Genomic DNA, 14,706 nt, shown 5'->3' on the forward strand with positions numbered 1-14,706 from the left:
GGGTTATTTTAAAGCTCATTCACAACTATGCTGGTTCAGCAGTCTGATCTTCAAAGACTTCTAATGTCAGCCCTACAGCCTTACCATTTTCTTTCTTCACAGAGACAGCAACGTTACCACCATGATCTGCAAGCTCACCAAATAGAATCATCTCAGCAAGTGGTTTCTTCAAATGTTCTTGAATCAAACGTTGCATTGGGCGAGCACCCATTAAACGATCATAGCCATTCTCAGCCATCCAATCTCGAGCAGATTGATCGACTTCAAGTACCACTTTTTTATCATCTAACTGGGCTTGAAGTTCAGTTAAGAACTTATCAACAACAGACTCAATCACTGTGGTAGGCAATGCTTTAAACTGAATTACGCCATCTAAACGATTACGGAATTCTGGTGCAAATGCACGTTTCATCGCTTCCTGATTGTCATGACTGTTGTCTTGTTCAGTAAAGCCGATACTGTTACGAGAAATACTTTCAGCACCAATATTCGTAGTCAATACAATAATCACATTACGGAAATCAGACTTACGTCCATTATTGTCAGTTAAAGCTCCATGATCCATGACTTGCAATAGCAAGTTAAAAACATCTGGATGTGCTTTTTCAATTTCATCTAATAACAGGACACAGTGTGGATTCTTATGAATGGCGTCAGTCAGTAAACCACCTTGATCATAACCAACATAACCTGGAGGCGCACCAATCAAACGAGAAACCGCATGACGTTCCATATATTCAGACATATCGAAACGAACAAGCTCTACACCCAACTGTTTTGCCAACTGCTTGGTCACTTCTGTTTTACCAACACCTGTAGGACCAGCAAAAACAAAACTACCTACGGGTTTATCTGGTGCTTTCAAACCTGCACGTGACAGTTTAATCGCAGAAGCCAAAGCTGTAATCGCTTCATCTTGACCAAATACCACACGTTTAAGATCACGCTCTAGATATTCAAGTACCGATTTATCATCTTTAGATACTGTTTTTGGCGGGATACGTGCAATCTTCGAAATAATATCTTCGATATTTTCAACTGTAATCAAGGTATCATCTTGTTCAGCTTTTAAACGACGCTGTGCACCAGCTTCATCAATCACATCAATCGCCTTGTCTGGCAAGAAACGATCATTAATAAATTTAGCAGACAACTCAACCGCTGAAACTAGCGCAGTATCTTCATATTTAACATGATGGAAATCTTCAAACTTGCTTTTCAAACCACGCAAAATATCAATTGTCTCCGAAATAGAAGGCTCATTCACATCGATCTTTTGGAAACGGCGTGATAGTGCATGATCTTTTTCAAATACTTGGCGATATTCTTGGAATGTGGTTGAACCAATACAACGTAAACTACCATTTGCCAACGCAGGTTTGATTAAATTCGATGCGTCCATGGTACTGCCCATACTTGAGCCAGCACCAATGATCATATGAATTTCATCAATAAATAAAATTGCTTCTGGTTTCTTTTTCAAAGCATTGAGAAGCTGTTTCAAGCGTTTTTCAAAGTCACCACGGTATTTTGTACCCGCAACCAATGCACCGATGTCTAAACTAAACACTTCAGCAGTCGCAAGTGGCTTAGGCGCTTTACCATTCACAATCAACCATGCCAGACCTTCAGCAATCGATGTTTTACCCACACCAGGATCACCCACAAGCAATGGGTTGTTTTTACGGCGACGGCAAAGAATTTGAGCAGTTCGTTCAATTTCTTTTTCACGCCCAATTAAAGGATCAGTTTTGCCTTTTTGCGCTTCAATATTTAAATTCAAGGTATAAAGTTCAAGAGGTCCAGCATTTGCTGAAGCACTTGATTCACCTTCTAAATCATCAGATTCTTCTTCAACTTGAATTTCTTCTTTACGCGCACCGTGTGACAAATATTGGGTTAAAGTCAAACGATTGATTTGATGTCGTTTTAGTAAATAAACGGCAAAAGAATCTCGCTCAGAGTACATCGCAACCAGTACATCTGCACCCTCTACTGTGCGGTCACCACCACTTGACTGAACGTGGAAAATTGCACGTTGTAAGATACGGTCAAAACTTTCAGTTGGATGAGGGGCTTGGTCGTTGTTTTCTCCTAGTTTAGGCGTATGTTGTTCTACATACTCCTCTAACTCTTTGCGCAAACTGATAATCTCAGCACCACATGCTTTTAGTGCATTTACCGCTGAATCGTTATCAAGTAAAGCCAATAATAAATGTTCAACCGTAAGAAACTCATGTCTCTTTTGACGAGCCATGCTAACAGCCAAACGGAGTGAAACTTCTAATTGACGACTGAGCATGAAACCCCCTTATTCTTTTGGCTCAATCTGACAAAGCAATGGATGACCTTGAGATCGAGCGTAGTTATTAACTTGGTTGGCTTTAGTCTCCGCAATGTCTCTTGGATAAACACCAGCTTCACCTTTTCCTTCATAATGTACTGTTAACATTACTTGAGTGGCTTGGTCAAGATTCAAAGCAAAGTATTGTTGTAAAATTTCAATTACAAAGTCCATCGGAGTGTAATCATCGTTCAATAAAACGACAGAATACATCGGTGGTCGTTTCACTTCAGGTGGTGCAGTTTGTACTGCAACATCCGCTTGATCATGGTCTGGATGGTTTGGATCTTCTGAATTACTTATACGAATACTCAAGTGCCAATCTATAAATCCTGAATCACGGAATGATGATTTCACTTCATTTAAACTCATTTGACGTTTATTAGTTCGCATATTTTTCAAAATACTTATGATTTATTGAGAATTAGCCGCAGCTTGAGGAACCTCTGCAGCGAACGCTGCTGCACTGTCTACAGCTTGCCCACGTGACCAACTAAAACGTTTAACCACTGGTGTGGCACCATTTAGACGGATTTCGATAAATTGTGGATTAAAACCCTTAGGCATAGTCCAACGTCCCGTTAAACGCTCATAATCAGTAAAGTTATAATTCGCATCTGCCATTGGCACTGTTAACACCTCAGTACCACTAATCAAACGAATTTCAACGGAACCGGTCGCACGTCTTGGACTGACTTGAATAAGATCAAGCTGATATTCATAAGCGTTTTCAGGTAATGGCTTAACGGCCAAATTTTGAATTGTTAAACTCAAACCACCACGTTGTTTTAACACTTCACGATAAATTGCACTCATCACATCTACTTGTGATTTTTCAGCATTGGCTTTGTTCAATGACTCTAACAAATCGTTAGAATTCGAAACAGCCACGTCTCGTTCCTGCACAGCAGCATTTAAGCTTTTGTTTAAATTAGCCAGCGTTGTTTTTTGTTGCTTCACAACTTCTACCAACTGTTCTGCATCTGCATCAAAACCGACTACCGTTAGCCCTTGGCGATGTCCAACTGTATAACCTAAAATCACACTGCCAGCACATAATACAACCCCACCGATCACCAAAGGCATATTCCCTTTTAAAAAAGGCTTTTTCGGTGCTTGAGCTGGTTGTGACGCGGTATTTGTTTCTGTGTTCTGCATCATCATCTCTAAGTATTATTGATAGAATCAAAACACACATTTAACCGCAAAGTTATATGTGTGTGAAGCAATAAAGCGTTTTTTATGGTAATAATCCGATACTTTGTAGACCAGCATCTTCAGTAAAACCAAACATTAAGTTCATATTTTGTACAGCCTGTCCTGCCGCACCTTTGACTAAATTGTCTTGAACAGACAAAACAATTAACTTGTTCGGATGCGGTTTATACAGTGCAATTCTCAGTTGGTTTGCACCACGTACAGAACGTGTTTCTGGTGAACTATTTGCAGGCATTACATCTACAAACATTTCATTTGCATAAAATTTTTCATAAAGACTTTGTAAATCTGCTGCTGCGCCTTGCTCTGTCAAATCAACATAGATTGTACTGAACATACCACGAATCATCGGAACCAAATGTGGTACAAAAAGAATCTGATCAAATACATTTTTTTGACCCGAAATATTTTCTAATGCTTCTACAATCTCAGGATGATGACGATGTCCAGCAACGCCATAGGCTTTAAAATTATCTGCATTTTCAGAATAAATCATGCCTAGACTAGCTTTACGCCCTGCACCTGATACACCAGATTTCGCATCAATGATAATACTTTCTGGTTTAACCAATGTTTCAGCTTGCTTAAAAAGTGGCGCTAATCCCAACTGAACAGTGGTTGGGTAACAACCCGGGTTACCGACAACATTGGCATTTTTAATTTGTTCACGATTAAGTTCCGATAAACCATAAACAGAGTCTTTCAGTATCTCTGGGCAGGCATGCTGCATCCCATACCATTTTTCAAACTGTGCTAAATTCTGCAAGCGAAAATCAGCGGCTAAATCGATAACTTTGGTATTTGCTGCCAAAAGTTGTTGTGCATGCTGCATTGCCACACCATGCGGGGTCGCAAAAAACACAACATCACATTTTTTTAATTCATCAATGTTTAAATCTGAATACTTAAGCTCTGTGTGCCCACGTAAGCTTGGAAATATATCATCCACACGGCGACCATCTTCGGTACGTGATGTCAGTACATTCACTTGAACATTTGGATGTCGTAGTAAAAGACGCAACAATTCAACGCCTGTATAACCTGTTCCACCGACAATACCCACTGAAATCACGTTTTTTACCTCGATTTAAAAGTATCCATTTTGTAGTGCTGTAGTATGACAGGTAGTTGATGCTTTCTAAACTATTTTACTGGGTTTTTATAATGTTTTAGCATTATGACAAAGTTAAATTCCCATAAATTTAATTCATGCATCTTGGGCAATACAGTTTCGTCCTCTACGTTTGGCCACATACAAAAGTTTGTCAGCAGCTTCTATACCACTCGCTAAATTACGATGTCTCACTTGTGTTAAGCCAAAGCTGGCTGTCAATAAGATGGATTGAGTTAAAAATTGCTCAGTTTCAATAGCAATCCGCATGCGCTCAGCAATTTTATAAGCCTCACTGAGATCTTCAACTTGTAATAAAACAATAAACTCTTCACCACCAAAACGTCCAACTAAGCCCTTTTCACCGACATGCTGACTGACAAGACGACCTACACTTTGCAAAATCTGATCACCGACCAGATGTCCATAGGTATCATTAATTTTTTTAAAATGATCAACATCACACATTAACAAAAAATATTGTCTATCTGATAAATCAATTAAATTTATTTTAGCTGCATCATAAAATCCACGGCGATTGAGTAGATGCGTTAATGGATCTCTACAACGTTCATCATTTAATTTCAAAATAATGTCTCGAACTAATGTTCCTATAAGTACGATCGCAAACCACATGCTCAGGATAATACTGGCAGCAAGCATCATTAACCACCATACTGAATTTACAAGCATATTGGCTTGAATATTTTTCAAAAAAAAGAAAATAATAATGACGCGAAAAAAAGTATATAAAACAATAAAAAGGTAAGAATAATCGACCAGCTTATTTAACCAATCACTTTGCTTATCATTTTTAAAAATTGAAGCCAAAACCAAGGATTCAACTACGGCAATGCTAAGGTTTAAAATCAGCATCCGCATCCATAGCTGTTCATCAACAAAAGAATAATAGACCAACAAGCATATTGTGATGAAGATCAAGATAAAAGCGGCTAAAGTATGTGAACTGGCGTTCTTTCTTAATGCCATAGTATATGCACTGGCCCACGCGCCAAATAGGTATAAACCACCTAAAAGTGGAGCAGAAAATGTTAATTGTTGGTTAGACATAAAGCTTTGTGCAGCTAAAGAAAATGATGGCACGATATATCCGAGACCCAACCAAAATAAATATGTAGGTGCCTTAAAAAAATAATGGCAGATCAAAAGTAAACTGCCCATTAATATCAGGCAGAACGGTACAATCAAAATAAAGTAATGAGTATCTGCAAAATTCACGTCTGATATCTTTATGATAAGAAATAGGAAATATTGGCAATTCGCCAAGTTTAGAGTATTTTTTTATTCACTCCCAACTTATGCTTAAAATAATCAGACTATTTTGTAATTTAACAGTTTTTATTAAGAAATACTTTTAAGGCATTATACTCTTACTTAAAATTTATGATGATCAATATACACACGCAGACTATTCAATGACATTGTCTATAAATCTATCAATCCAAAAATAGTCAACCCACCTAATTATTAATTCGTTTTTGTGTTTTTAAATCATGGATGGTTATTCTACCACGGGGCGACATGGATGTCGCCGTTGGACGGGGGTACAGGACGTACCCTTCGCCCATGAGCAAAAACAAAGCACTGCTTTGTTTGCAGCGCAAGGTTTGGCATCACCTACGCAAAGGTAATTAAACCTTAAATGTAAGATGTGGCATTGCAAGTATTTTTATAACCATCTCGTTTATTTTTCTATATAATTGATTTAAATAAAAATATTAATTGAGAAAAATTATATTCTTATGTCTGAGTTTTTTGACAGCTTGGCTATTTCAAAAAAAATAGTAAAAGGACAAACAATTTTAATTCTCATTTTTGGCATAAAAGACTATTCAAAAAATTCAAAGAAAACGGTCTTGTCTTGCTAAATGATTTATGCATAATAATTTAGAGTAATTACTCTAAATTCAACAAAAGGACCCATTGATCATGATTGGATCACGAGCGTGGATGAATACAAGCAATGGAAAACTTAGCTTTAAAGAAAAAACTCGGTTAATAAAACAAGTTCTAATCCCTGTCACATTGAACTATGGCAAGACATTTCTCAAAGCACCTCATGATTCAACTTTATTTACACTGGATAATTTTCATATTCCTGACACAGCAATTGCCAAAGAAGCGATGAACGAATTAGAACAAACGGCTTCACAAGCGATCATCAATCATTCTTGGCGGAGCTATTTTTGGGCTGTTGCTATTGCCCACACCAAACAATGGCAATTTGATCAAGAGAGCCTTTTTGTCTCATGTTTGATGCATGATTTAGGTCTAGTTGATCATTTGGATCAATATGCATGTCAATGTTTTAGCTTTGAAAGCGCCTTAAGAGCTGAAGCACTCTGTACCAAACACCATTATCCCAAAGTCAAAATAGATAATATTTCAGATGCGATTTGTTTACATATGAATGGGAATTTAGATGAGAATGAGCCAAGCCTTACTAAAGAAGTTCTATTATTACAAAAAGCCACTTCATGTGATGTGATTGGGACTGATCTCAGCTTATTTTCAAACAGTTTTAAAAACAAAATTTTAACCCAATATCCGCGGGTACATTTTAATTCAGAAATGCGTAAACTTATCTCAATTGAAGCAAAAAGAAACCCTCAATCACGGACTGCTTTAATGCACAAACTCGGACTTTCAAGCATGATTCAAATGAATATTTTTAAGGACTAAATCATGAAAAATACCTCTTTTACCCAAAAGAAGATTGATTTTGGGCCATATCCAATTGTAGTCGATATTTATTCAAACACTGAAAATAGCCAGAGTGTTATTTTGCTGGCTGCGCTAGGTATAGCAATCAGTAAATACGAGGTACTCATTACAGCTTTAAGCCAAAGTGGCTTGAATGTTATTGTGGCTGATTATCCTCATTGCGGGCGCAATACTCCACCTGTTTCAGCAAAGGTTGATTATGGTTATGCTGATTTACTCAATGAATTTATTCCTCAACTGGAAAAGCTGGCCTTAGAATTGAACCAGCAAGCCCCAATCTTATTTGGACATAGCTTAGGCGGACATTTAGCAACACTTTATGCACAAAATCATGCAAATAAAGTCATTGGTGTTGCCACTGGCAATATCGGTTTAAAAAATTGGGACTTAAAAGGTAAAATCAATATTTTAAAAGCAGTCACAGCGATCAACACCATGATTTTAAAAGATGGTTATTTTGCAGGCTATAAAATTGCTTTTGGGAATAAAGAGACAAAATCCTTAATGCGTGATTGGTCTAAAGTTATCTTTACAGGAAATTATGCACATATTATTGGGCAAGAAAACGTGGTGAATAACGCTGCCTTATTTGTCTATTTAAATGGCGATGATTTTGCACCAATGTCTTCAATGCTTGGCCTAAGTGGTTATTTTAAAAACCCACAAATAAACACGTTGGATTTAACCCATAAAACCAAAGGCAATCAACATAGTGCATGGATTAAACAGCCTGATGAAGTCGTCGAAATAATTATAGAATGGGTCAATAGTTTTACTGAATAAGTTTTGCTTTTGACATCAATATATATCCACCTTCTTCACTTTCTCCAGTGCTGATTGCTTCCCAGCCATGACCTAAATAAAAAGACAAAGCTTTTTTATTTTCAGATAAACATTTGAGATAGCCTGTACCCGTAAACAGTTGTTCTGCTGCGTGTAGCAATGCTGTCCCTACACCCTGATTTTGAGCATTTGGGGCAATAAATAGATGATGTAAAAAGTTCTCTTGCAGAAAAATAGATGCAAATCCCAAATATTCTTGGTCTTTTTCAGCTACTAAAATCATTTCATTTTGGGTGTATTTTTCAAAATCACTCAGCTCCCATTTTGAAGAATTCAACCACGGCCAACTTAATTTTCTGGTATTTAAAAAAAGTTCACTCAATGGTGCTCGGTCATAATACTGAAAAGATCTGATGTGCATCGCTGTACCTCAATTAAAGTCCCTATAACCTGACCTTATTTAAGCCAGCCTTAATTTAATCTAACGTTATCGCCCTTTCTCCAATCACCTCAACAATTCGTAATAAATAACCATCTGGATCTTGAACTAAAAATTGCTTTTGTCCATGCTCTATAGTTTCTGCACGGTACCAACGTTCTTCTAATGCTTCAAACAGCGGCCATTGTGCGACATCCAAACGATTTAAAATACTGTCGAGTTGGTCTACTTCGAACTGAAAGTTAATCCCTCTTCCCAATGGGTAGGCCAATACTCCTGTTAACCATTGCCCTTGTTGTTGTTGCTCCAACATAAACTGAACACCATCAAGTTCCACATAGATAAATTTTTCTTCAGTCCGTTGATACATTACAGAAAAACCCAATATTTCCACCCAAAAATGATAACTTTTATCCAAATCGGTGACGATCAGTTCTGGAACCAATTTATTCCACTGCATTTAAAAATCCTACTTAATTCATTAATTTTTTAATATTCAATATGTTGTAAAATATTTACAACCTTTCCAAATGGATCTTTGACATAGAATCGCCTAACGCCCCAATCCTCGTTAGTTAAGGGATAGAGGATGTCTAAATCTAATTTTTTGGCTTTTTCATAAAGTTCATCCACATTGTCGACCTCGATTGAAAAATCGGGTACATCTGTATTATTTCCCCCTTCGGAAGCAATACTGATTTGTGGATGCATCATTTCCTGACTGGCAAATGTTTTGATCCAGCCATGATCCATCACCAAGTCCATCGCTAAAAAATCACCATAAAAAGCTTGCGCACTGGCTAAATCTAAAGCTTTAATATTACCTATGATTCTTTTTACACTCATACGCTTTTCCTCATTTTTTGTTTTAATGCAATCTAGAAATTTACTTATTTTATTACGCCCACCACCAAGGTATTACGCTACCTTTTAAAACTTTACGATGTTGCTGATAGTGTTGATCATGCTTTTCAACTTCAAACCAAAAAGCAGCGCTATGATCAAAATGTTTGGTATGTGCCAATTCATGTACACAGACATAACGGGTAATTTGTTGATCAAATAAAACCAAGGCACTATTGAGCATAATATCATGACGGGCTGTACAACTTCCCCAACGTGTTTTTGGGTTTCGAACAGCACACTGTCCAAACTTTAAACGAGTTTCATCACTGACTTGCTTTAAATAGATTGGTAAATAATGCTTTGCATAAGCAATTACAAAAGCTTTTAAATAGTTTTCAGGCTGACGGTCGCTGACAAATAATTGAGGCTTTTGCTCATCTAAAATATAGCTATTTTTTTGAGTTTTATAAATAATTTCTATGGGGTGTTTTAAATTAAACAGTTGCAAGCTTGTCGGTAATATCTGATCAACTTGCTGTATTTTTTCCTGCTGTTTATGCCAGGTCTCAATCATCCATTGTTTAGACTCGTGTAAAAAATGCTGAATCTGACGTTGGCTACAATACTTAGGCACAGTTAAGCGAATCTGTGTTGGTTCAACACGTAAACGCAAGCGTGTTGCCCGTGCATGATGAGTGATTTTAATTTCAGGAAGATTTGCAGTCATAATACGCTTATTTTTAGAATCTCCCCCAACCGTTCTTTAAAGGCAAGGAGGAAGCCTCATCTTTACTCGAGCAGAAGTTAGGGGAAATTTTTTTATCCTGCGGTACGCTCTTCAATACCGTTATTGGTCGCAACTACAGCAACATCAGCTTTATTGATCGCAAAAATACCGTTACACACCACTCCAGGAATATCGTTAATGGTTTTTTCGACCTCTAATGCATTCAAAATATTTAAGTTATACACATCTAGAATGACATTACCGTTATCCGTTACCACACCTTCACGATAAACTGGGTCACCGCCTAGTGATACAATTTTACGTGCTACTGCTGAACGTGCCATAGGAATCACTTCAATAGGCAAAGGAAATTCACGGCCTAACTGATCGACCCATTTCGAGTCATCAACAATACATACAAACTTTTTCGCAATAGATGCCACAATTTTTTCACGCGTGAGTGCAGCCCCCCCGCCTTTAATCATATGTAAATGACGGTCAATTTCATCAGCACCATCCACATAAGCATCTAAACCACTGACATGGTTCATATCAACCACCTCAATACCTAATTTCTTAAGACGTTGAGCCGTTGCTTCTGAACTGGCAACTGCTGCTTCGAGTTGTAACTGAGGTAATAATTCAATTAAGAAGTTCACTGTACTACCAGTACCAACTCCCAAAATGCCCCCTCTTGGTAAGTGTTTTAAAGCGGCTTGGGCTGCAGCTTGTTTTTTCTCGTCCTGGGTTGCATAAAGGCTCATGACATCTCTCAATAAAATTTCAATTTCCTGCACATTTTGCATAATTTTAAAACGCAAAGGTACAACGGTTTGTTACAATGAGCGCTCATTTTAAACTGTTAGATGGAAAATTAACATGCTGTCTCGTTTGGTTCGACAAATATTACAGGCAACGGTGTATGACGTTGCAATCGAAACCCCACTCGAAGCAGCGCCACGAATTAGTGAAAAACTAAACAATAACATTCGCTTTAAACGCGAAGATTTACAACCTGTCTTTTCCTTCAAACTACGCGGTGCGTATAACCGTATTAGTCAATTACCGAAATCTCAGTTGGAACGTGGCGTTATTACTGCTTCAGCAGGTAACCATGCTCAGGGCGTGGCTTTATCTGGTCAAAAGTTAGGTATTCGCGCCATTATTGTGATGCCAAAAACCACCCCTGACATTAAAGTTCAAGCAGTAAAGCGTTTGGGTGGTGATGTTGTGCTTCACGGCGACTCATTTGATGTTGCTAATAAATATGCGATTCAACGTGCAAACGACGAAGGTTTAACCTTTATTCCGCCTTATGATGATGAACTGGTCATGGCCGGCCAAGGTACAATTGCCAATGAAATATTGCGTCAATGGCGTGATGTTGAATACGTATTTGTTGCTGTGGGCGGTGGTGGTTTAATTGCAGGTGTAGCAGCATATCTTGGTGATGTTGCTCCGCATGTCAAAATTATTCCTGTCGAATATGATGAATCTGCATGTTTAAAAGCAGCATTTGAAGCGAATCAACGTGTGGTACTCCCTTCTGTAGGATTATTTGCAGACGGTACAGCTGTTGCTCAAATTGGTGAAAAGCCATTTGAAGTGATTCAACTACAAAAATCTGATAACTCAGGTCCAATTGTTGAACGTGATGTCGTCTTGGTCAACACAGATGAAATCTGTACAGCAATCAAAGATACCTATGATGAATGTCGTAGTATTGTAGAACCATCAGGTGCGATGGCACTTGCAGGTATCAAAAAGTACGTCGCTGAGCATGGTCTTGAAGGCAAAAATATGGTGTCAATTGTTTGTGGTGCCAATATGAACTTTGACCGTTTACGTTATATTGCTGAACGTACCGAACTTGGTGAACGTAAAGAAGCTATTTTTGCAGTGACCATTCCAGAAGAAAAAGGTTCTTTCCTTAATTTCTGTCGTGCTTTGCAAGGACGTAATATCACTGAGTTTAACTATCGTGCCAGTGATGCATCTGCCGCTCAAGTCTTTGTCGGTATTAGCTTAAAGGCTGGTGAAAAAGAACGTCATGACATCTATGAAGCAATGAAATTACATTATGATGTCGATGATTTATCGGATGATGAAGTTGCAAAATTGCATATCCGTTATTTGATTGGTGGTCATGCTGATATTGCCAATGAACGTTTGTTCCGTGTTGAGTTTCCAGAACGCCCAGGTGCTTTATTAACATTCTTAGAGCGTCTTGGTCCAACCCATAACATTAGCCTATTCCATTATCGTAATCACGGTGCAGCAGAAGGCCGTGTTTTGGTTGGCTTGGATGCAGAAGATGCGGTACAGAATCCAGATGGACTGATTGAGACTTTGGAAAATATCAATTACCCATATCAAGAAATTACCAATAACTTAGGTTATCAACGTTTCTTAAAATAGAAAGAGCTTCAAAATAGAAATAGCCTATAAATTTTTTATGGGCTATTTTTTATAAAATCAGAACAATTCGAAAAAGTTAACTTAATAAATCGCCATATTTAAATCACCATCATCATTAAATGCGTCATTAAAAGCATCCACAATTTGATTTAACTGTTGCTCATCTTGTGTCGGCACAAGCATCCAATATGGATTCTCTCGATAGACCACCAATAAAGAAAGCTGATGTAGATTGGCAGTCACTTTAATTTTATCAAAAATAATTTCTTCGGTTTGTTCCATCGCATCGATTTGATTATCAAATGAGACGTCATCATCTTCCTCATCGTACTGATCAAATACTTCTGCTATTGCAACTTCGATTTCATTTTGCAATTGCTCAGTATCAATATTGTACTGGTTAAAGTAGAAATCATTTTCAATTCCATTGTCATAATATTCTTTTAATTCAATATAATGCAGGAAATCATGCTGTTGATTTATCCATTCACTAAAACTATAAAATTCAGTATTTTGAGGAATTTTTTGTGCATTTAGCTCGGGAATTAAATGTTGAAGTAATGAATATATTTTCTGTGACATGGATATCTCTCTATTTTATTATCAATAAGTTGAATTAATAGCAAAAAACTAAGTCGATCTTGAACAGTCAAATAATGCATAGTGTTCTATACTGACATCTTCATCATGAAATTGCTTATTAAAACACTTGCAGAACTTTTCAATTTTATATTCATGATTCGGTACAATCAACCAATAATAGTCTTCAGCATAAATCAGCAACAGTTCATGATCATGTTGTCTGGCCTGTTTTAATATTTCTTCAAAAACAACATCATAAACTTGATCTTGAACATTGTAATAGCGTCCAATAACATCTTTGTGTACTTCATAATGATCAAATAAAGGCTTCGCTCTTGCACGAATTTGAGTTTGAATTCCTAAGCTATCTACTGCATATTCATGAAAAACAGCACAACGCTCAATCTCATTTTCATGAAATTGCATACGATCAATTTTCATTAAATATCCACGAAATCGCCCACCAAACTTTTCAGCTTCGATCCAACTGAGAAACTCGACAAAACGTTTACGATATTTCTTTTTGGGAATATCTCTTTGCTCCAATGCTGGGAACCAATGTTGGAGAATTTTAAAAATTTTCTTATCGTCCATTTTTTTATCATCCATTTTTTATTCTTGGATCAAAAGCCCAATCTTGGCTTTGCATTTTTAAATTTCAAAGCAATGATATCGGATCAATTTTAAGTTTTTATGACATAAATCTGGTTTTATTTACATTTATCGCTTTTTATTCTCAGTTTGTAGATTGGCGTTGCAATACTTTAAAGATAAAATATATAAAAATTGAATATGATCATACCAACACAAAATCAGTGTCGGGATAAGGACTTTGTAGAATGGCGCAATTCGCTGTCATCGGTTTAGGCAGTTTTGGTGAAGCAGTTGCACTAGAACTCACCAACTTAAATCACGATGTAATAGGTATTGATACATTAAAGAAAAATGTAGAAAACATTGCCGATAAAATCAGTCATGCAGTTATTGCAGATGCTACCGATGAACATGTGTTAGATGAACTGAATATCAAAAATTGTGATGCCGTGGTGGTTGCCATTGGTGAAGATATTGAAGCCAGTATTCTATGCGTACTGCATTTAAAAAATTTGGGTATCGAAAAAATCTTTGTAAAAGCCAAATCTAAATCACATCATATGATTTTGTCTCATTTAGGCATTACAAAAATCATTCACCCTGAAGAAGATATGGGGATTCGTGTTGCACAATCACTTAGTTATCCAATGGTGAGACGTTATATGGCGTTAAATAATGATCGCTATATCGTCAAAATTGAAATAGGTGCAAATTTACAAGGCGCGCAATTTCAAACGGTCATGGAAAATACCCCCGAACTTACAACCTTGTTATTACAACGCGGTTCACATGTACTGTATGATATTGCACCGGGGACGATTTTACAGGAAAAGGATATTTTAATCCTTGAAGGGCCTGTAGAAATGTTAAGACAATTTTCGATTCGTTTCTTATAGTTA

General features: G+C 37.2%; 17 protein-coding genes. 5 read left to right on the forward strand and 12 right to left on the reverse strand.

Translation table 11 applies throughout. The annotated features are described in order from the left end of the window. Positions 1–25: 25 nt before the first annotated feature. The 5 genes from clpA to AC4CVF_RS08415 form a co-directional block, all read right to left on the reverse strand. On the reverse strand, positions 26–2,302 hold the full coding sequence (gene clpA / locus AC4CVF_RS08395) for an ATP-dependent Clp protease ATP-binding subunit ClpA (RefSeq protein WP_336951392.1): 2,277 nt from the start codon (positions 2,300–2,302) through the stop codon (positions 26–28). Between the two features lie 9 nt (positions 2,303–2,311). Continuing rightward, complete coding sequence (gene clpS, locus AC4CVF_RS08400; protein WP_004720737.1) at positions 2,312–2,737, reverse strand: ATP-dependent Clp protease adapter ClpS; 426 nt, start codon at positions 2,735–2,737, stop codon at positions 2,312–2,314. Between the two features lie 21 nt (positions 2,738–2,758). Next, positions 2,759–3,502, reverse strand: coding sequence for a DUF6776 family protein (locus tag AC4CVF_RS08405; protein WP_336951393.1), 744 nt, complete (start codon positions 3,500–3,502; stop codon positions 2,759–2,761). Between the two features lie 82 nt (positions 3,503–3,584). Further along, entirely contained in the window at positions 3,585–4,634 is a 1,050-nt protein-coding gene (gene argC / locus AC4CVF_RS08410; RefSeq protein ID WP_419327475.1) for an N-acetyl-gamma-glutamyl-phosphate reductase, read from the reverse strand. Between the two features lie 135 nt (positions 4,635–4,769). After that, the gene (locus tag AC4CVF_RS08415; RefSeq protein WP_336951478.1) at positions 4,770–5,855 is read right to left on the reverse strand and encodes a GGDEF domain-containing protein; all 1,086 of its coding nucleotides are present in this window, start codon (positions 5,853–5,855) and stop codon (positions 4,770–4,772) included. A gap of 332 nt (positions 5,856–6,187) precedes the next feature. Between AC4CVF_RS08415 and AC4CVF_RS08420 the strand changes: the two genes are divergently transcribed. The 3 genes from AC4CVF_RS08420 (at position 6,188) to AC4CVF_RS08430 (ending at position 8,201) form a co-directional block, all read left to right on the forward strand. Next, positions 6,188–6,325 carry a hypothetical protein gene (locus AC4CVF_RS08420; RefSeq protein WP_336951395.1) on the forward strand — a complete coding sequence of 46 codons (138 nt, stop codon included), beginning with the start codon at positions 6,188–6,190 and terminating at the stop codon, positions 6,323–6,325. A gap of 298 nt (positions 6,326–6,623) precedes the next feature. Beyond that, the gene (locus tag AC4CVF_RS08425) at positions 6,624–7,376 is read left to right on the forward strand and encodes an HD domain-containing protein (protein ID WP_490789198.1); all 753 of its coding nucleotides are present in this window, start codon (positions 6,624–6,626) and stop codon (positions 7,374–7,376) included. A 3-nt stretch (positions 7,377–7,379) separates the two neighbouring features. Further along, positions 7,380–8,201, forward strand: a complete 822-nt coding sequence (locus tag AC4CVF_RS08430; protein ID WP_490789199.1) for an alpha/beta fold hydrolase — start codon at positions 7,380–7,382, stop codon at positions 8,199–8,201. Here the strand turns inward: AC4CVF_RS08430 and AC4CVF_RS08435 are convergent. From AC4CVF_RS08435 to rpiA, 5 genes are all read right to left on the reverse strand, one after another. Beyond that, positions 8,191–8,622, reverse strand: coding sequence for a GNAT family N-acetyltransferase (locus AC4CVF_RS08435; RefSeq protein ID WP_336951399.1), 432 nt, complete (start codon positions 8,620–8,622; stop codon positions 8,191–8,193). The genes AC4CVF_RS08430 and AC4CVF_RS08435 overlap by 11 nt on opposite strands. 55 nt (positions 8,623–8,677) lie before the next feature. Then, positions 8,678–9,100 carry a bleomycin resistance protein gene (locus AC4CVF_RS08440; RefSeq protein ID WP_336951401.1) on the reverse strand — a complete coding sequence of 141 codons (423 nt, stop codon included), beginning with the start codon at positions 9,098–9,100 and terminating at the stop codon, positions 8,678–8,680. 29 nt (positions 9,101–9,129) lie between these two features. After that, complete coding sequence (locus tag AC4CVF_RS08445; RefSeq protein WP_336951402.1) at positions 9,130–9,486, reverse strand: VOC family protein; 357 nt, start codon at positions 9,484–9,486, stop codon at positions 9,130–9,132. A 52-nt stretch (positions 9,487–9,538) separates the two neighbouring features. Further along, positions 9,539–10,213: a M48 family metallopeptidase gene (locus tag AC4CVF_RS08450; RefSeq protein WP_419327471.1), complete on the reverse strand. Its 675-nt coding sequence runs from the start codon at positions 10,211–10,213 to the stop codon at positions 9,539–9,541. 92 nt (positions 10,214–10,305) lie between these two features. Then, positions 10,306–10,977, reverse strand: coding sequence for a ribose-5-phosphate isomerase RpiA (gene rpiA, locus AC4CVF_RS08455; RefSeq protein WP_336951404.1), 672 nt, complete (start codon positions 10,975–10,977; stop codon positions 10,306–10,308). 115 nt (positions 10,978–11,092) lie between these two features. On the opposite strand from rpiA, the gene ilvA reads away from it, so the two are divergent. Continuing rightward, positions 11,093–12,631: a threonine ammonia-lyase, biosynthetic gene (gene ilvA, locus AC4CVF_RS08460; protein WP_336951405.1), complete on the forward strand. Its 1,539-nt coding sequence runs from the start codon at positions 11,093–11,095 to the stop codon at positions 12,629–12,631. Positions 12,632–12,712: 81 nt separating this feature from the next. Here the strand turns inward: ilvA and AC4CVF_RS08465 are convergent, their stop codons facing one another. Together AC4CVF_RS08465 and AC4CVF_RS08470 are read right to left on the reverse strand one after the other, a co-directional pair. Next, the gene (locus AC4CVF_RS08465; protein WP_336951407.1) at positions 12,713–13,213 is read right to left on the reverse strand and encodes a hypothetical protein; all 501 of its coding nucleotides are present in this window, start codon (positions 13,211–13,213) and stop codon (positions 12,713–12,715) included. 48 nt (positions 13,214–13,261) lie between these two features. After that, positions 13,262–13,807 (reverse strand): hypothetical protein, encoded by a 546-nt coding sequence (locus AC4CVF_RS08470; protein WP_483771074.1) that lies wholly within the window; start codon positions 13,805–13,807, stop codon positions 13,262–13,264. Between the two features lie 245 nt (positions 13,808–14,052). Here AC4CVF_RS08470 and AC4CVF_RS08475 point away from each other — a divergent pair, with 245 nt between their 5' ends. Then, positions 14,053–14,703, forward strand: coding sequence for a potassium channel family protein (locus AC4CVF_RS08475; RefSeq protein ID WP_004720766.1), 651 nt, complete (start codon positions 14,053–14,055; stop codon positions 14,701–14,703). Positions 14,704–14,706: the final 3 nt, after the last annotated feature.

The sequence above is a fragment of the Acinetobacter sp. LipI_19 genome, assembly GCF_058242925.1.